Genomic DNA, 17,155 nt, shown 5'->3' with positions numbered 1-17,155 from the left:
CGGACGCCGCGTAGACGACGGGCGGGTCGGCGTACGGGGGCGGCTCCGCCGCCGGGGTGTGCCGAGTGGATCCGGTCCCGTCCCCGCAGGTCGGGCACCTCGGCCGACGACGTGTCAGAGGGTAGCCGCAATGGCGCCGCCCGCCGCGCGGACCCCTCCAGATCGGGGAGGAGCGGGCGCCCAGGACAAGGCTGCCGGGGCGCCACCACCGGGCCGTTCGACCTGGCCGCGGCCGGCGGCTCCAAGACGCTGCGGTTCGTCGCCTTCGACCCGGCGGGGAACGCCTCCCTGGCCAAGCCGGCCGGGCGCCGCGGTGCCGCGCTGAGAGGCGGGGGTCGCGCCGGCGCTCCGGTCCGGGCCGGGCGAGCCCGGCCTCGCGCCGTCGCGCCCCACAGGGGCATACTCAGCCCCTCGGGCGGAACGGCGCCCGTGGGCAGCGGGAGGTACGCGATGGTGTCGTCGTCGGGCACGGAGCCGCGGAGAATCACGATCCATGACGTCGCCCGGTCCGCCGGGGTGTCGCGGCAGACCGTGTCACGGGCGCTGAACGACAAGGACGAGATCGACGGGCTGACGAAGCAGCGGGTGCTCGACGCCGCGCGCGAACTGGGATACCGGCCGAGCCGTTTCGCCCGAGGGCTGGTGCGGCAGGACACCACGACCATCGGGCTGGTGATCCCGGACCTGCTCAACCCGTTCTTCACCGAGGTCGCCGCCGCCGCGCTGGAGGCGGCACGCGCCCGCGGCTGGCACGTCGTGGTGTACGACACCGGGGACCGCGCCACGGAGGAGCTGGGCACGCTGCAGGTGATCGGCTCGCAAGTGGACGCGGTCGTGGGGTACTTCAGCTGCGCGGAGAGCGAGCTCGAACACTTCACCCGGGGCATGCCGGTGGTGCTCATCGGCCGGGAGCACCATGTGGCGCGGTTCAGCTCGATCCGGGTCGACGGCGAGGCCGGCTTCCACGCCGCGGTGGCGCACCTGGTGGGCCGCGGTCACCGCCGCGTCGGCATGCTCGACCACGACGGCCGCGCCGAACCCAGCGTCCGCCGGGCGTGGTTCGCGGCGGCCGCGGCGGCCCACGGGCTCGGCACGGAAGCGGTGATCGGCGCCGCCCAGTCCGCCGAGGGCGGCGCCGCGGCCCTGCGCACGCTGCTCGGCCGCCACCCCGATGTCACGGCGGTCCTCACCTTCAACGACATCATCGCCATGGGTGCCCTGCGCGAGGCGCGCCGTACGGGCCGCGACGTCCCGGCGGACTTCGCCGTGATCGGCTTCGACGGCCTGCAGCTCGGCACGCTGGTGGAGCCCGCGCTGTCCAGCGTCGCCCTGGACACCCGGCGGCTCGGCGCGCTCGCCATCGACCAGGCCGCCCGCCTGCTGTCGGGTAGCGCTCCGCTGGACCCCGAAGAGCTGGTCGTCCGGGCCGAGTTGCTGCTGCGCGACTCCGCCTGACGGGAGACGGTCAGACCACCGCCCACACCCCGGCACCGATGACCGCCACGACGTAGCCGGCGGTCGCCAGCAGGACCAGGCGGCTGCGTGCCGCATCGCTCCACCGCGTCCGCGACAACAGCCAGGCCAGCGCGGGCAGGACGAGCACGGCGTGCAGGCTCACGGCGTGCAGCGGCTTCAGCGGCGCCGTGGAGTGGTAGGCGGCCTCCTGGTGGCCGGTCCGGGTGAGGTAGACGCCGCGGGCGATCATGGCGGCGCCGGAGGCCAGGCCGACCAGCAGGATCGCGAAACCGGAGCGCAAGGCGAGGGCCATGCCCGCGGGCCCGGCGGGACGGTGGCGGAAGGCCGCGACGGCGAAGGCGGTCAGCACGACGACCAGGACGCCCCCGCCCACGGCCAGCGTCATGGACACCGCGGTGTCGAAGCCGGTCTCCATGTTCAGGTGCGAGGGCACCCGCCGCCACGCCTGCAGCGTGATGCCGCCGACCTCGACGACGCAGTCGGCCGCGAACACGGCGAGCAGGACGGCCCGCCGGCGCTCCCCGACGCGCACATACGAGGTGACCCAGGCGACCGCGATCAGGGTCAGCCCGAAGGAGACACCGAAGGTGAAGGGCTTGCGCCAGGACACCGGACCGTCCCAGGGACCGCCGTCCACGGCGAAGACCGCCAGATGGAACAGGCCGGACAGGGCCAGGAGCGCGCCGGTCGCGTAGCACGCGCGCTCGGCCGCGCGAGGGGCCCGCAGCGCGGGCGGCGGGCTGAGGGTGGTGGTCGCCATGGCCCCAGCCTGCCGGGTGCGTTGCGGCCGGTCGTCCTCCGGCCGGAGGCCGGAGGCGTACGCCACCGGGAGCAGCCGCCTCGCGCCGCCGGGTGTCAGCGGTGCGCCGCGTGCGCGATACCCGTCGACGCCGCGATGCGGTCGAGCAGATAGACCGCGCCGACGCAGACGGCGATCCACGCCAGGAGGATCACGATGCCGCGGGTCAGGCCGTCGTGGTGGAAGTAGGCGAGCCCGTCGAGCGCGCGGACGCCGACGCCGGCCGGCATGACCGAGGCGAGGGGCTCCAGCCAGCCGGGGAGGAAGTCCGGTGGGAGGACGCCGCCGCTGGTGGCGTTGCCCATGACGAGCATGAAGATCGAGCCGAGGAGGACGCCGACCGGGCCGAAGGTTCTGATCAGCATGACGGTGGCCGCGGCGACGGCGCCGGCCATGAGCGTGATGATGCCCATGATGCCGAAGAAGGGGCCGGGGATGGCGCCGAAGGCGGTGCAGGCGATCAGCGCGGTGGCCAGGCCGCCGACGACGGCGAAGAGCGAGAGGCTGAGGACGCGCTGCCCGAACGAGAGCCGTGGCGCCACCTGATAGGTCATCTGCCCGAACAGGAAGCCGGCCAGGACCAGGCCGAACGAGGCGTAGAAGACCGACAGTCCCCTGCTGTCCCCGTCCGACAGCGGGAGGATGTCGATCACCGGGATCTTGTGCCCCTCCCCGCGCGGCACCGACGCCAGCGGCGCCACCAGGGCGGAGACCGCGGGACCGTTGGCACCGGCGTAGACGACCCTGGGCTTGCCGCCGTCGGAGAGGTACGCCGCGTAGGCCTGGCGGTGTTCGACGGCCCGGCGGGCGGAGGCCTCGTCGGGGTAGCGGTCGACCTGGAACGCCTCGGGCGCGATGCGCTGGAGCTTGACGTCGAACAGCGCCGCGGAGTGGTCGGAGGCGGCCACCGCGACGGGCAGCCGGTGCGCCGTGGGCGTATGGAAGGCGGCGAGGAAGACGCTGACGAAGGCGAGGCCGATGACCAGTACCGTGAAGACGGGCTTGACCACCGCCTGCGCGCCCGTCATCCCCGGCCGGGCGGGCGGCGCGTCGGTCTGCGGTCCGGGCACATGCCGGTGCCGGTGGTGCGGCGGGGTGCTCTCCTCCGCGAGGGGGTCTGCATCGCGTATGAAGGCGGTGTCGGGCACGGCGGCCTTCCTCCCATGATGTAAGTTGACTTATATAAGTTAACAGACAACAACGTGGAAGGACGGTCCGGTATGCCCGTCGGCGACCCGGGCGAGCGCGTCGGCTATCTGCTCTGGCAGCTCTCGCAGGCCTACGCACAGCTGCTGGAGCAGGCGCTGCGCCCGCTCGGCCTGACTCAGACGCAGTACAGCTCCCTGGTCCGGCTGTGCCTGGACGGGGCCCTGTCGGGCGCCGAACTCGCCCGCCGCTGCGGGGTGACCGCGCAGTCCATGGGCGCCGCGGTGCAGGGGATGGCCGACCGCGGACTGGTCGAGCGGCACGCGCACCCGACGCACGGGCGGATCATCGAGATCCGCGTCACACCGGCGGGCGAGGCACTGGCCGAGCGAGGCCAGGAGGCGGTTCAGCCGTGCGAGGCGGAGGCCCTGGCCCCCTTCACGGAGGGCGAAAGGTCGCAGCTCAAGGCGGATCTGCGACGGATGCTGCGGTCGATGAACCCGCACGCGCTGCCGCACCCGTGACGGACCGGGGCTGGTGCGGGACCGGCGAACGGGAACGGCGGCCCCGCACCGACGCGGCCGAGTTGGTACAGGCCGGCCACCCGACGCCGCCGCGCCACCCCGGCGTGCGCACCGAGGTCCGCCCGGCCGCCTGACCCGGGCGGCGGCCGGCGTGCCGCCCCGAGGCCGCCGCCTCTGATGGCCCGACAGAGTGGCAGGAGGTCATAACACCTCATAACGTACTTTTCCGGGTGGCTGCGGAGGCCGCCCGGAAGGCAGGTGCGGCAGTCATGACACTTCGTCGGTCCCCTGCGGCCGCGGTCGCCACGGCCGCCGTCGTCGTGGGGCTGTGCAGTGCCCCCGGGGTCGAGGCCGCGGACGCCCCGCTCGTGGTGCATCCCGGGGAGTCCATCCAGGCGGCGGTCGACCGCGCGAAGCCGGGCGACGTCATCCAGATCGCGCCCGGGACCTACCCGGGCAGCGTCAACATCACCAAGCCGCGGCTGACCCTGCAGGGCGCCGGCGGCAACACCGTCATCACCCCGAGCGCGCAGGGGACGGAGAACGCCTGCGCCGCGGCCGGTCACGGCATCTGCGTCACCGGCACGGAGCAGAGCCCGCTGACCTATGTGCGGCTGCGGTCGCTGACGGTCTCCGGGTTCAGGAAGAACGGCGTCGACGCCGCCTGGACCGACCGCATGGAGGTGAACCGGGTCACCGCACGCGCCAACGGCCAGCAGGGCATCAGCCAGCAGCGGTCGGTGCGCGCCGTGTTCCGCGACAACGTCGCGGAGAACAACGGTGAGTCGGGGATCTTCCTGGCCAACGCGGTGGACGCCGAGGGCGGCGCCCTGGACACCAAGCACACCCTGATCGCCGACAACGAGCTGTCCGGCAACCGGATCGGCCTCGTGCTGCGCCGGGTGCGGACCGTGGACGCCGAGTACAACGACATCACCGCCAACTGCGGCGGCGTCTTCGTCGTCGGCGACGAGGGCGTCCCGCGGGCCGGGTCGCTGACCCTCTCCCGCAACCTGGTGGCGGCCAACAACAAGTACTGCCCGGCCAACGCCCGGCTGCCCTTCATCCAGGGCGCCGGCATCGTGCTGACCGGCGCCGAGAAGACCCAGGTGATCCACAACAGGGTCGTGGAGAACATCGGGACCTCGCCGATGTCCGGCGGCATCGTGCTCTTCCGCAGCGTGGTGGGCGCCCCCAACACCGGCAACTCCGTACGTGACAACACCGCCATGGGCAACAGCCCCGCCGACCTGTCCGCCGACGACCAGAGCAAGGACAACGTGTTCAGCGGCAGCACCTGCCGCGTCTCCCAGCCGAAGGGCCTGTGCTGACGATGAGCCTGACCGAGACCACCACCACCGACACCACGGGCGCCGCCGCCGGCGCGGGCCCGGCCGCCGCGCAGGGCGCGATGCGCCTGCGCGAGCTCGTCTTCGGCGCGGCCTGCGCCGCCGCCGTCCGGGCCGCGGCCCGGCTCGGCGTCGCCGACGCGCTCGGCGACCAGCCGGCGACCTGCGACGAGCTCGCGGCCGCCGTGGGCGCGGAACCGCGCCCGCTGGGCCGGCTGCTGCGCGCGCTGTCCTCCTACGGCGTCTTCCAGGAGCAGTCCGACGGCCGCTTCGCGCACACCGACATGTCGCGGATGCTGCGCAAGGACACCCCGAACAGCCTGCACTACATCGCCCTGTGGTGCACCGAGCCGTGGACGTGGGAGGCCTGGCCGCGGCTCGACGAGGCGGTGCGGCACGGCCGCAACATCTTCCCCGACATCTACGGCAAGGAGTTCTTCGACTACCTGCACGACGACGCGCAGGAGAGCGCCAAGGTCTTCGACCGGGCCATGACGCACTCCAGCCGCCAGTCCGCGCAGGACATCGCCGATCTGCTGGACCTGACCGGCATCTCCTCGGTCGCCGACATCGGCGGCGGCCAGGGCCATGTGCTGGCCGCGCTGCTGGAGAAGCACCCCGAGGTGCACGGTTCGCTGCTCGACCTGCCGAAGGTCGTCGCCGGTGCCGACCCGAGGCTGCGCGAGGGCGGCGAACTCGCCTCCCGCGCACGGCTGCTGCCCGGCGACTGCCGGGTGGAGATCCCGGTGACCGCCGACATGTACATCATCAAGAACATCCTGGAGTGGGACGACGAGAGCACCCGCCGCACGCTGCGCAACGTCGTGGCCGCGGGCCACCCCGGCGCCCGGGTGGTCGTCATCGAGAACCTGGTGGACGACACGACGTCCATGCGGTTCACCACCGCGATGGACCTGATGCTGCTGATGAACGTCGGCGGTCGGAAGCACACCCGCGACAGCCTGACCGGGCTGATGACCGAGGCGGGCCTCGCCGTCGGCGAGGTCACCCCGGTCAACCCCTTCCTGCACGCCATCCACAGCACCATCGGGCGGGTGTGAGCCCGGCTCAGCCGGTCATCTCCCGCACCAGAGACGTGGTGTGACGGCCCGCCCGGAACTCCGGGCGGGCCAGCACCGCGCGCAGGAAGCCCGCCGTGGTGCACACGCCCTCGCCGCGCACCCGCAGCTCCTCCAGGACGCGGTCCATCCGGGCCAGCGCCCGTTCCCGGTCCGGCGCCCAGACCACGGCCTTGGCCAGCAGCGAGTCGTAGTCCGGGCCGATCCGCCAGCCCGCGAAGGCGTGGGTGTCCAACCGGACGAAGGGGCCGCCCGGCGGCACGAACTCGGTGAGCAGCCCGGGGGTGGGCGCGAAGTCGCACGCCGGGTCCTCGGCGTTGACGCGGCACTCCACGGCCACCCCGCGCGCCACGACGTCCTCCTGGCGCAGCGTCAGCGGATGGCCGGCGGCGATCAGCAGCTGCTCGCGCACCAGATCGACGCCGGTGACCATCTCGGTGACCGGGTGCTCCACCTGGAGCCGGCAGTTGACCTCCATCAGATAGAAGTCGCGCTCCGGGGTGAGGACGAACTCGAAGGTGCCGACGCCCTCGTAGCCGACCGCCATCGCGCCGCGCACGGCGGCGTCGCACATGGCGCCGCGCAGCCGGGCCGGCAGGTCGGGGGCGGGGGTCTCCTCGACGAGCTTTTGGTGATGGCGCTGGACGGAGCAGTCGCGCTCGCCCAGGTGCACCACCGCGCCGTGCCGGTCGCACACGACCTGCACCTCGACATGGCGGGCCCCGTCGATGTACCGCTCCAGGTAGAGCCGGTCGTCGCCGAAGACCGCGCGGGCGTGCGCCCGGGTCTCGCGGAAGGCGTCGAGCAGCCGGTCCGGTTCGGTGACGACAGCCATGCCCCGCCCGCCGCCGCCCGCGACGGCCTTGAGGATCACGGGGTAACCGGTCTGCTGCGCGGCCTCCTTCGCCTCGGCCGGCCCGTCCAGCGGGCCGGGGCTGCCGGGCAGCACGGGCAGGCCCGCCTCGGCCATCAGGGCGCGGCAGGCCGCCTTGTCGCCGAGCCGCGCGAGCACCTGCGACGAGGGGCCGATGAACGTCAGCCCGTTGGCCTCGCAGATCTCCGCGAAGTCCGGGTCCTCGGACAGGAAGCCGTAGCCGGGATGGACGGCCTGGGCGCCGGTGCGCCGGGCGGCCTCGATCACGGCGGGGATGTTGAGATAGCTCGACCGCGCGGGGGGCGGCCCGATGTGCACGGCCTCGTCGGCGAACCGGACGACGGCCGAGTCCCGGTCCGCGGTGGAGTACACCGCCACGGTGCGCAGGCCGAGTTCGCGGCAGGCGCGGGCGACGCGCAGCGCGACCTCGCCGCGATTGGCCACCAGTACGGTGGAGAACACGGCGTTCACTCCCCTCCGGTGTCCGTGCCGGGCGTGGGCGCCGGTGCGGCCGGCTCCACGGCGATCAGCCGCTGGTCGAACTCCACGGACTGCCCGTCCTCCGCGATGATCTCCACGACCCGGCCGGCGACGTCCGCCTCGATCGTGCTCATCATCTTCATGACCTCCAGGACGCCCACGGGCCGGCCGGGGCCGACGAGGTCGCCCACGGACACATAGGGCTCGGCCCCGGGTTCCTGGGCGCGGTAGAAGGTGCCCACGGTGGGGGCGCAGACATAGTGCAGGGTCTTCGACGGCGGCTCGCCGGGCTCCTCGCCGGGCGGCGCCGCGGCCTCCTCCGGGACGTCCTGCGCGGCGTCCTCCACGGTGGCCCGCGATGCCGCCCCGGCGACGCCGTCCGGTGAAGGCTCCTCGTGCTCCCGGGGTTCCGGCCACTCGATCTCGACGGAGGTCTGACCGTGCCGGAGCCGGATACGCCGTGGCGGGGTCGGGACCGACGTGGCCAGTTCGGTCGCGCTGCGGCACACGGCGTCGAGCACCGGGTGCGCCGGTCGCGCGGTGGGGGCCGATCCGTTCAGGTTGCGGCCCACGCCGGCGGCGTGGGCGGGCAACCTGTTGTCGCCATGGAGCGTCATGGTGCTGCCTCCTCCTCCAGTCGGCCGAAACGCTGGAAGCGCTGGAACTCGTGGATCCCGTGGAATCGGTGGAAACGATCGCGCCGTTCCGCCAGCAGCCGCCCGGGCTCCCGGGTGCCCAGTTCGTCCAGGGCCGCCGAGAGCGCGCCGCCGACGTAGGCGGCCGCGGCCGCGTGGTCCGTGTGGGCGCCGTCCGGCGGCTCGGGGACCACTCCGTCGACGATGCCCAGCCGCAGCAGGTCCCGGGCGTGCAGCCGCAGCGCGGCCGCGGCAAGCGGCGCGGCCAGCGCGTCCTTCCACAGGATCGCCGCACAGCCCTCGGGGCTGATGACGGAGTAGATGCCGTTGGCGCTGACCAGCACCCGGTCGGCGACGGCCAGCGCGAGGGCGCCGCCGCTGCCGCCCTCGCCGGTGATGACCGCCACCACGGGCACCGGCAGCCGGGACATCAGCCGCAGGTTCTCGGCGATGGCGAGCGCCTGACCGCCGCTCTCGGCCTCCGGCCCGGGGTCGGCGCCCGGAGTGTCGATCAGGGTGATCACGGGCAGCCCGAGCTTGGCCGCGGTACGCATCAGACGGGCGGCCTTGCGGTGGCCGGCCGGGCCGGCCATGCCGAAGTGCCGCCGGCGGCGGTCGTCGAGCGTGGGCCCGCCCTTGTGGTGGCCGATCAGCATGACCGGCCGTCCGTCGAGCAGGCCGGGTCCGCCGATCACGGCCGGGCAGTCGGCGCCGAGCCGGTCGCCGTGCAGTTCGTGGAAGTCGTCCAGCAGGTGCGCCGCGTAGTCGGCGGCGGTCGGCCGCCCGGAGTGGCGGGCCAGCCGCACGGCGTCCCAGGCATCGCGCTCGGGCAGGGCCGCCACGTCGCGGACGACGAGCACGGGCGCCCGGGGGGCCGTGGCCGGCCGCCGTACGCCGGGGCCGAGGCCGAGCAGCCGGGACAGCGTGCGGCGCAGTGCCGCGCGCGGCACGACGTCGTCGACGAGGCCGTGCGCGAGCAGGAACTCGGCGGTCTGGAAACCCTCGGGCAGTCGCCGGCCGGTCGTCTGCTGCACGACCCGGGGCCCGGCGAAGCCGAGGCGCGCGCCGGGCTCGGCGAGGATGACGTCGGCGAGCGTGGCGTACGAGGCGGCGACGCCGCCGTAGGTGGGGTCGGTGACCACGGACAGGACCAGGACGCCGGCCTCGTCGAGTTCGGCGAGGACCTGCGCGGTCGCCGCCATCTGCATCAGGGACAGCGCGCCCTCCTGCATCCGGGCCCCGCCCGAGGCGGTGACCAGCAGCAGCGGGACGCGGTCGCGCAGGCTGGTCCGGGCGGCCAGGGTGATCAGGGCGCCCACGCCGAGGCCCAGACTGCCGCCCAGGAAGCGGAAGTCCATGACGGCGGCGACCACGGGCCGGCCGCCGATCGTGCCGCGTACGCACACCACGGCCTCGTCCAGGCCCGTGGCCTCCCGGGCGTCCCGCAGCCGCTGCGCGTAGGGCCGGGTGTCGGTGAAGTCCAGGGGGTCGTGCGCAGGCGGCCGCTCGCCACCCTCGGGGACGAGCGGCGCCTGCGAGCCCGGGTCCAGCAGCTGGTCCAGCCGCTGCCGGGCGGTGAGCCGGCCGTGCGCTCCGCAGTCGGGGCAGACGCGCAGCGTGCGGGCGTAGCGCTTGGCGTACACGAGCGCCTCACAGCGTTCGCAGCGCACCCACTCCGGCTCGGTGGTGGCCATGTCAGCCGCTCCGCTCCCAGCGGTAGAACTCCCGGGCCATGGCGTCCTTGGGCTCACGCCAGGTCTCGGGGTTGTACGGGAGCACGAAGGACGACAGCTGCTCGCTGATGTCGCGGAAGGCGGGGTGGTCCTTGTGCCGGGCGACCTCAGGGCCGGGCGGCCGGTCGGCCTCGACCAGGTGCAGGTACACGTCGCCGAACTGGAAGAGGCTGCGGCCGGTGACCCCGATCAGACCGGGGAGCTCGCCCCGGTCCGAATCGGCGAAGACACCGGCGACCTGCTCCTCGGCGCCCGGCTTGATCCGGGCCACGATGAGCGTGCGATAGGTGCTCATGCCCGCCCCTCACCGTCCCGGTGGCGCTTGACGATGCGCTCGCGGATCAGCTCCAGCTGCACCTTGGAGTTCTCGTTGATGCGGTTGGTCATCGCCTCGTCGTCCAGCGGCGCGCCCGGCTTCATGGAGAAGTCCTGGACCCAGCGCATCCGGACGCCCTCGGGCGCCTCCTGGTACGACCAGTGGATGTCCATGTACTGGAAGGGTCCGGTCTCGACCCGGTGCGCGCGGACCGTACGGGAGGCGCGGTCGGCGGTGCGCTCGGAGACCCAGCTCCAGATCTGCCCGTTCTCGTCGGGGTGCATCGTGAGCCGGAAGACGACCCGGTCGCCGTCGCGCTCGACGATGTCCGCGGAGGCGTACTCGCTGAAGAGCTGCGGCCAGTTCTCCACGTCGTTGGTGATGTCCCAGACGAGGTCGAGCGGGGCCGGGATGGTGATCTCGTTCTCGGTGTGGCCGGACATGGATCAGACTCCTGCCTTGAGTGAGTTGTTGACGACGTCCATGAAGGCGCCGGGGGTCTTGCACGAATCGGCGTCGCCGGCGATCGACGCGCCCCGGTCGTTCTCCAGGGCGCCGACGATTCCCAGCAGGCCGAGCGAGTCCAGGCCGTACTCGGCGAAGGGCGTGTCGGGGTGACCGGCCAGCATGGTCGGTTCCACGGTGATGCCCGCACTGGACTTCATCAGGGCGGCGAGTTCGCCGTACGTGAGTTCCTTGGACATGGAGCGCTCTCCTTGGATGGACGGGACGGGCCTCAAGCCCGGACCACGAGGGCCGAGTTGGAGCCCATGAGGCCGCGGCTGAGGACCAGCGCGGTGCGCAGGTCCGCCGGGCGGGGCCGGCCGGTGACCAGATCGAGGTCGTGGCAGATGTCGGTGACGTTGGGGGTCGGGGGGACCACCTGGTGCCGCAGGGCGAGCACGGCGGCGGCCACATCCAGCACCGGGGCGCCGCAATAGGCGCGGCCGGTACCGGTCTTGGGGGCGGTGACGGGGACGCGGGCGGCCCGCGGCCCCAGGGCGTCGCCGAGCGCCAGCACCTCGGCCCGGTCGGCCTCGACGGTGCCGAGCGCGTCGGCGAAGACGACATCGATGTCCTCGGGTGCGCACTCCGCTTCGGCGAGGGCGTCGCGGATGGCCCTGGCCAGGCCCTCGCGGGACCTCTCCCACTGGGAGGCCCCGGTGAAGGTGGCGCCGTGCCCGGCGATGACGGCCCGGGCCTCGGCGCCGCGGCGGGCGGCGTGCTCGGCGTCCTCGACGACGAGCATGGCGCCGCCCTCGGCGGGGGCGAAGCCGCGGGCCCGGTCGGTGAAGGGCAGGTAGGCCCGGTCGGGTTCGGTCTCCAGGCTGAGTTCGGAGTAGCCGAGCTGGCACACACCCGAGTACGGCGCCAGCGGCGCCTCGGCGGCGCCGACGACGACGGCCCGGGTGCCGGTGCCGCGGGTGATGTTGCGGCACGCGTGCGCGATGGCGTCCAGGCCGCCGGCCTCGTCGCTGGCGACGACGCCGCAGGGGCCCTTGAATCCGCCGCGGATGGAGATCTGGCCCGTGCTCGCCGCGTAGAACCACGCGATGGACTGGTACGGGCCGACGAAGTTCGGCCCCTGTCCCCACAGGTGCTGCAGCTCGCGCTGGCCGAACTCGCCGCCGCCGGAGCAGGCCGCCGTCACCACACCGATGTCGAACGGGGCGCTCTCGTCCGGGCGCAGGCCGGAATCGGCCACCGCCTGGTCGGCCGCCGCCATCGCGAAGTGGGTGAACCGGTCGGTCTGGACGGTGTAGCGCTCCTCGACGACCGCGGAGACGTCGAAGCCGCGCACCTCCCCGGCGACGCGCAGCGGAAGGTCCCGGCAGCCCTCGCGGCTGACCGAGTCGAGGACGGCGACACCCTCCTGGGTCGCCTTCCAGAAGGCGTCGGCCCCGATGCCGTTCGGCGCGACCACGCCGATCCCGGTGACCACCGCTCGGCTTCTCATCGCTGGCTCCCCTCCGGTCGGTTGAGGACCACCGCGGACTGGAAGCCGCCGAAACCGCTGCCGACGGACAGCACGGTGCGCAGCTTGAGTTCACGGGCGGTGCGCGGGACGTAGTCCAGGTCGCACTCGGGGTCCGGGGTCTCGTAGTTGGCGGTCGGCGGGACCACGCCGTGGGCGAGGGCGAGGGTGCAGGCGGCGAGTTCGATCGCGCCGATGGCACCGAGGGAGTGGCCGACCATGGACTTGATGGAGCTCATGGGCGTGGAGTAGGCGTGCCGGCCCAGCGAGCGCTTGACCGCGGCGGTCTCGTGGCGGTCGTTCTGCTTGGTGCCGGAGCCGTGGGCGTTGACGTAGTCCACGTCCCGGGGGTCGAGCCGCGCGTGGTCCAGGGCGCGGTCGATGGCCTCGGACATCTCCAGGCCCTCGGTGGTGAGACCGGTCATGTGGTAGGCGTTGCCGTAGGTGGCGTAGCCGCCGATCTCGCAGTAGACACGGGCCCCGCGGGCCCGGGCGTGCTCCAGGTCCTCCAGGATGAGGACCGCTCCGCCCTCTCCCATGACGAACCCGTCACGGCGGGCGTCGAAGGGCCGGGAGGCGTGCGCCGGGTCGTCGTTGTTGGGCGAGGTGGCCTTGATGGCGTCGAAGCAGGCCACGGTGATCGGGGATATCGGGGAGTCCGAGGCGCCGGCGATCACGATGTCGGCGCGTCCCTCCTCGATGGTGTGGAAGGCGTAGCCGACCGCGTCCAGGCCCGAGGTGCAGCCTGTGGAGACGGTCTGCACGGGCCCGCGGGCGCCGTGCCGCTCGGCTATCTCGGAGGCGAGCGCGCTGGGTGCGAACGCCCGGTGGAGATGGGCGCCGGCCTTGGTGTGGTCGACGTCCCAGCGGGCACCGGACGCGCTGACGCGTATGTAGTCGTGTTCGAGCCGGGTGGTGCCGCCGACGGCGGTGCCGAGCGACACCCCGACGCGCCACGGGTCCTCGTCGTCCAGGTCCAGTCCGGAGTCGCGCAGCGCCTCGGCGGCCGCGACGAGCGCGAACTGGACGTACCGGTCGGCGCGTTCGGTGTCCTTGGGGCTCAGGCCGCAGGCCGCGGGGTCGAAGTCGACCTCGGCGGCTATGCGGGACCGGAAACCCGTCGCGTCGAAGAGCGTGATCCCGCGGGTCGCCGTACGGCCGGCGGTGAGAAGCTCCCAGAACGCGGGGACCCCGACACCGCCGGGGGCGACGACACCTGCCCCGGTGACCGCCACCCGGCGGGTCATGACGCCGGGCCCTGGTGTGTATCGCGGCCCTGGGCGGACCCGGTGGACCGGGCGGACCCGGTGGACTCCGTGACCTCCGTGACCTCCGTGTCCACGTGGCCGAGTTCCGGGCGCGGGGCGAGCGGGCCGAGGTGGAAGACGAGCCGGGCCTCGGTGCTGCCGACGTTGCGGAACCGGTGCCGGACGTACGGGGGGATCATCAGGCCCTGTTCGGGCCGGAGCGGGCACGGCACCCCGTCGAGGTCGACCTCCAGGGAGCCGCACTCCACGTACACGAACTCCTCGGAGTACGGGTGGTAGTGCTCGCCGATCCGCTCGCCGGGCTGCACGAGCGCCACGCCCATGAAGCCGCTCGTGGCGCCGACCGCGGTCGGGGTGAGCATCGCCCGCAGGTCGCCGCCGCGGCGGCGGTTGGGCGCGGTGTCGCCGAGATTCACGATCGTCGGGGTGAACGGAACGTCCCGGTTGCTCCGGTCGTTCGTCAGCAGGTCATCCATGCTTCTCTCCTCCGGCCGGGCCGGCCCGGGGCGTACCCGGGGCCGGCCGGTACCTGCCGGTTGCGATGGCGGGTGTGGGGGGTGGTTCAGGACGCGGGCGCGTTCGCGGGGGCTCGCCGGTCGGTGAGCATCCGCATGTCGCACTCGTTGAGGAACCGCTTGAGGCCCAGGTCGCTCGAGACGTCCAGGTCCGGACCGACGTCCAGCAGCCGGGCGAGCACGCTCGCCTTGTGCCGGCCGGCGGCCCCGACCGCGATCAGGGGCGCCTCCTCGACCGGCATCCGCAGGTCGATCAGCCGGACGACGATGTCCTCGCGCAGATAGACGGTGCTCCGCGCGAGCGGGCCCTTCGGGTCCTCCACCGCCTGTTCGTCCTGCGCGGCCAGCATCTTGGCGACGGATGGCCCGCAGCCGTCCTTGGCGGGGTAGAACAGGGCGTGCCGGCTCAGGGTCTCCGGCCGGTCGGCGCCCTTGGCGACGTGGTGCACGGCCGGCAGTGCCGCGCGGGCGAAGAACTCCCGTGCGGAACTGGGGTCGCTGAGGTCGCGGTGTGCCTCGAGGTAGGGGTTGATGGCCTCCTCGACCTCCTGCACCTCCGGCTGCCGCGCCACGTGGCGCAGCGCCCGGATCAGGTCGCCTTCCACCTCCACCGCTCGCACGACACGGTTGCCGTGCATGAACAGCGAGGTGCGGTGCAGCCGCGTGGTCTCGTCGACCTGCGCCTGCGGTGAGGTGTAGCCGGACAGGATGTCGGCGACCGCCGCCTCGCTGCCGGGCTTCACGGTGAAGGTGATGGCGTGTCGGTTCAGCCCGTCGCCGACCCTCGGCACCGACTGCAGGAGACCCGGCTCGTACGAGGTACGGGTCTCCCGCAGCACGCCGAAGCGCAGCGAGCGGGTGTCCTTCACGCAGCCGTGCATCGGCTGCACCATCTCCAGATGGGTAGGGCTGTCCACCCAGGCGAGGAAGTGCAGCGCACTGTCCCACTCACTGGTGATCAGCCATTGCGAGGGATTCTCGATCGACTGGCAAAGCTGGTCGCTGACGTGCCCGGGCACGGCGGCGACATGGCGGCACATTTGGTCATACGCGTCAAGAAACCGCTGCTCGGCACCGTCCTCGACATCCAGCATGAGGACGACGCGCAGGCGAGTGCCATCGAGCGCGGACTGCGAGACCTTTTCGGCCAGGGGTGTCATATTCCACCTCTTTCGAGAGCGAGCAACCCCGAGGTCCGTCGTCCATTGATCGTGCTGTGGTGGCCCAACCGGTGCGAGATATGTGATCCGATTGGGTGATGGGCGCAAATACGCTCCGTTATCGGGCATCAAGGGAGCTATGACTCCACAGGGCGAAGACCGGGTCCCGGTCCTCATCGTGGGGGGCTCCCTCGTCGGGCTCTCCACCTCAGTCTTCCTGGGCCGGCTCGGCGTCCGGCACCTCCTCGTCGAGAAGCACCCGGGAACGTCCATCCACCCTCGCGGCCGCGGCAACAACCTGCGGACCATGGAGGTGTTCCGCACGGCGGGCGCCGAGCAGAAGATCCGGCAGGCCGCCTCCGTACTCGCCGACAACCACGGCATCCTCCAGGCCGAGTCGCTGACCTCGGCCAACGCCGAGTGGCTCTTCCGCGACATCGACCCGGGCGGCCGGCTCGCCGGGATCAGCCCCAGCGGCTGGTGCCTGTGCAGCCAGAACGACCTGGAGCCGGTGCTGCTGAAGTACGCCCGCGAACTGGGCGGCGACCTCGCCTTCAGCACCGAGATGCTCTCGTTCGAGCAATCCGCCGATGGTGACGGTGCCGGCATCACCGCCGAGCTGCTGGACCGGGAGACCGGCGCGCGCCGCACGGTGCGGGCGGACTACCTGGTCGCCGCCGACGGCCCGCGCAGCCCGGTCCGGGAGCGGCTGGGCATCGGCCACAGCGGCCGGGGCGACCTGTTCGCCAACATCAGCGCCACGTTCCGGGCCAAGCGCCTGGCCGACGCCGTCGGCGACCGGTACTTCATCGCCTGCTACCTGACCAACCCCGAGGCCGACGGGGTGCTGCTGCCCGTCGACAACCAGGAGAACTGGGTCTTCCACGCCCCCTGGCACCCCGAACACGGCGAGAAGATCGAGGACTTCACCGACCAGCGGCTCATCTCCCACATCCGCACCGCGGTGGGCGTGCCCGACCTGGAGATCGAGATCACCGGCCGCGCGCCCTGGCGGGCCGCCGAGCGCGTCGCCGACTCCTACGGCCGCGGCCGGGTGCTGCTCGCCGGCGACTCCGCCCACGAGATGTCCCCGACCGGCGCCTTCGGCTCCAACACCGGTATCCAGGACGCCCACAACCTGGCCTGGAAGCTCGCCGCGGTCGTCGACGGCTGGGCCGGCCCCGGGCTGCTGGAGACCTACGAGGCCGAGCGCCGCCCGGTCGCGGTGGCGACCAGCGAGCGGGCCTCGGCCCGTTCCGCCGAGCACGCCCACCCCGGGTACGCCCCGCCGGCGGGCGGCGGCCCGCAGAAGGGCGTGCTCGTGGTCGCCCTCGGCTACCGCTACCCCGAGGGCGCGTTCCTCGGCGGCGACCCCGCCCGCCCGGTCGTCCCGGAGGACTTCCGCCCGGTCGCCGAGCCCGGCGGACGTGCCCCGCACCTGTGGGCGACGACGCCGGACGGGGAGCGGCGCTCGACGCTCGACCTGTACGAGCGCTCCATGGTGCTGCTCTGCGGCGACGGCGCCGAAGGCCGGGCGTGGCACCAGGCGGCCCGCACGGCCGCCGCGCGCCTCGGCGTTCCGCTGGCCGCGTACCGCCTCGGCGACTCCGCCGAGGCCGACCTCACCCCCGAGGGCGACACCGACTGGGCCGCCCTGCACGGCATGTCGCCGCGGGGGGCGGTGCTGGTCCGCCCGGACGGCTTCGTCGCGTGGCGGGCCGAGGACGCCGTGGACGACCCCGAGGCCACCGTGGCCGGGGTGCTGACGACGGTGCTGCGGCGCGGCTGACCACCCGCCGGACAAGGGCCCCGCGGGGGGCCGGGAC

General features: G+C 73.3%; 17 protein-coding genes. 5 read left to right on the top strand and 12 right to left on the bottom strand.

The genetic code is table 11. The features are described from left to right. The first annotated feature begins 450 nt into the window (after window positions 1–450). Window positions 451–1,455: a LacI family DNA-binding transcriptional regulator gene (locus tag ACFWVC_RS25195; RefSeq protein ID WP_384290383.1), complete on the top strand. Its 1,005-nt coding sequence runs from the start codon at window positions 451–453 to the stop codon at window positions 1,453–1,455. Window positions 1,456–1,465: 10 nt separating this feature from the next. Here the strand turns inward: ACFWVC_RS25195 and ACFWVC_RS25190 are convergent, their stop codons facing one another. Both ACFWVC_RS25190 and ACFWVC_RS25185 read right to left on the bottom strand, forming a co-directional pair. Continuing rightward, a complete protein-coding gene (locus ACFWVC_RS25190; RefSeq protein WP_384290381.1) occupies window positions 1,466–2,236 on the bottom strand; it encodes a hypothetical protein in 771 nt (256 codons plus the stop codon). Between the two features lie 95 nt (window positions 2,237–2,331). Then, entirely contained in the window at window positions 2,332–3,423 is a 1,092-nt protein-coding gene (locus tag ACFWVC_RS25185; protein ID WP_384290378.1) for an ABC transporter permease, read from the bottom strand. Between the two features lie 72 nt (window positions 3,424–3,495). Here ACFWVC_RS25185 and ACFWVC_RS25180 point away from each other — a divergent pair, with 72 nt between their 5' ends. The 3 genes from ACFWVC_RS25180 (at window position 3,496) to ACFWVC_RS25170 (ending at window position 6,355) form a co-directional block, all read left to right on the top strand. After that, window positions 3,496–3,945, top strand: a complete 450-nt coding sequence (locus ACFWVC_RS25180; protein WP_384290376.1) for a MarR family winged helix-turn-helix transcriptional regulator — start codon at window positions 3,496–3,498, stop codon at window positions 3,943–3,945. Window positions 3,946–4,214: 269 nt separating this feature from the next. Beyond that, entirely contained in the window at window positions 4,215–5,276 is a 1,062-nt protein-coding gene (locus ACFWVC_RS25175; protein ID WP_384290373.1) for a nitrous oxide reductase family maturation protein NosD, read from the top strand. A gap of 2 nt (window positions 5,277–5,278) precedes the next feature. Continuing rightward, a complete protein-coding gene (locus tag ACFWVC_RS25170; RefSeq protein WP_384290371.1) occupies window positions 5,279–6,355 on the top strand; it encodes a methyltransferase in 1,077 nt (358 codons plus the stop codon). 7 nt (window positions 6,356–6,362) lie between these two features. On the opposite strand, the gene ACFWVC_RS25165 is transcribed toward ACFWVC_RS25170, so the two are convergent. The 10 genes from ACFWVC_RS25165 to ACFWVC_RS25120 form a co-directional block, all read right to left on the bottom strand. After that, the gene (locus tag ACFWVC_RS25165) at window positions 6,363–7,709 is read right to left on the bottom strand and encodes an acetyl/propionyl/methylcrotonyl-CoA carboxylase subunit alpha (protein ID WP_384290369.1); all 1,347 of its coding nucleotides are present in this window, start codon (window positions 7,707–7,709) and stop codon (window positions 6,363–6,365) included. 5 nt (window positions 7,710–7,714) lie between these two features. Then, window positions 7,715–8,344, bottom strand: a complete 630-nt coding sequence (locus tag ACFWVC_RS25160; RefSeq protein ID WP_384290367.1) for an acetyl-CoA carboxylase biotin carboxyl carrier protein — start codon at window positions 8,342–8,344, stop codon at window positions 7,715–7,717. Further along, on the bottom strand, window positions 8,341–10,056 hold the full coding sequence (gene accA / locus ACFWVC_RS25155; RefSeq protein WP_384290365.1) for a carboxyltransferase subunit alpha: 1,716 nt from the start codon (window positions 10,054–10,056) through the stop codon (window positions 8,341–8,343). The genes ACFWVC_RS25160 and accA overlap by 4 nt, the downstream gene beginning before the upstream one ends. 1 nt (window position 10,057) lies before the next feature. After that, on the bottom strand, window positions 10,058–10,390 hold the full coding sequence (locus ACFWVC_RS25150; RefSeq protein WP_384290363.1) for a TcmI family type II polyketide cyclase: 333 nt from the start codon (window positions 10,388–10,390) through the stop codon (window positions 10,058–10,060). Continuing rightward, window positions 10,387–10,854 (bottom strand): SRPBCC family protein, encoded by a 468-nt coding sequence (locus tag ACFWVC_RS25145; RefSeq protein ID WP_384290360.1) that lies wholly within the window; start codon window positions 10,852–10,854, stop codon window positions 10,387–10,389. The genes ACFWVC_RS25150 and ACFWVC_RS25145 overlap by 4 nt, the downstream gene beginning before the upstream one ends. Window positions 10,855–10,857: 3 nt before the next feature. Then, window positions 10,858–11,115: an acyl carrier protein gene (locus ACFWVC_RS25140; protein ID WP_319659883.1), complete on the bottom strand. Its 258-nt coding sequence runs from the start codon at window positions 11,113–11,115 to the stop codon at window positions 10,858–10,860. 32 nt (window positions 11,116–11,147) lie between these two features. Next, window positions 11,148–12,368, bottom strand: a complete 1,221-nt coding sequence (locus ACFWVC_RS25135; protein WP_384290358.1) for a ketosynthase chain-length factor — start codon at window positions 12,366–12,368, stop codon at window positions 11,148–11,150. After that, window positions 12,365–13,633 carry a beta-ketoacyl-[acyl-carrier-protein] synthase family protein gene (locus ACFWVC_RS25130; protein ID WP_384290355.1) on the bottom strand — a complete coding sequence of 423 codons (1,269 nt, stop codon included), beginning with the start codon at window positions 13,631–13,633 and terminating at the stop codon, window positions 12,365–12,367. Before ACFWVC_RS25130 ends, ACFWVC_RS25135 begins: the two co-directional genes overlap by 4 nt. Continuing rightward, window positions 13,630–14,130 carry a cupin domain-containing protein gene (locus tag ACFWVC_RS25125; protein WP_384290353.1) on the bottom strand — a complete coding sequence of 167 codons (501 nt, stop codon included), beginning with the start codon at window positions 14,128–14,130 and terminating at the stop codon, window positions 13,630–13,632. The genes ACFWVC_RS25130 and ACFWVC_RS25125 overlap by 4 nt, the downstream gene beginning before the upstream one ends. Before the next feature lie 86 nt (window positions 14,131–14,216). Further along, the gene (locus ACFWVC_RS25120; protein ID WP_384290350.1) at window positions 14,217–15,329 is read right to left on the bottom strand and encodes a SchA/CurD-like domain-containing protein; all 1,113 of its coding nucleotides are present in this window, start codon (window positions 15,327–15,329) and stop codon (window positions 14,217–14,219) included. A 139-nt stretch (window positions 15,330–15,468) separates the two neighbouring features. Here ACFWVC_RS25120 and ACFWVC_RS25115 point away from each other — a divergent pair, with 139 nt between their 5' ends. Further along, a complete protein-coding gene (locus ACFWVC_RS25115) occupies window positions 15,469–17,118 on the top strand; it encodes an FAD-dependent monooxygenase (RefSeq protein ID WP_384290347.1) in 1,650 nt (549 codons plus the stop codon). Window positions 17,119–17,155 lie beyond the last annotated feature (37 nt).

It is taken from the genome of Streptomyces sp. NPDC058691 (genome assembly GCF_042714775.1).
Taxonomy (GTDB): Bacteria; Actinomycetota; Actinomycetes; order Streptomycetales; family Streptomycetaceae; genus Actinacidiphila.
The sequence above is the reverse complement of the archived record's forward strand: the minus strand, read 5'-3'. Positions and strand labels throughout refer to the sequence as shown.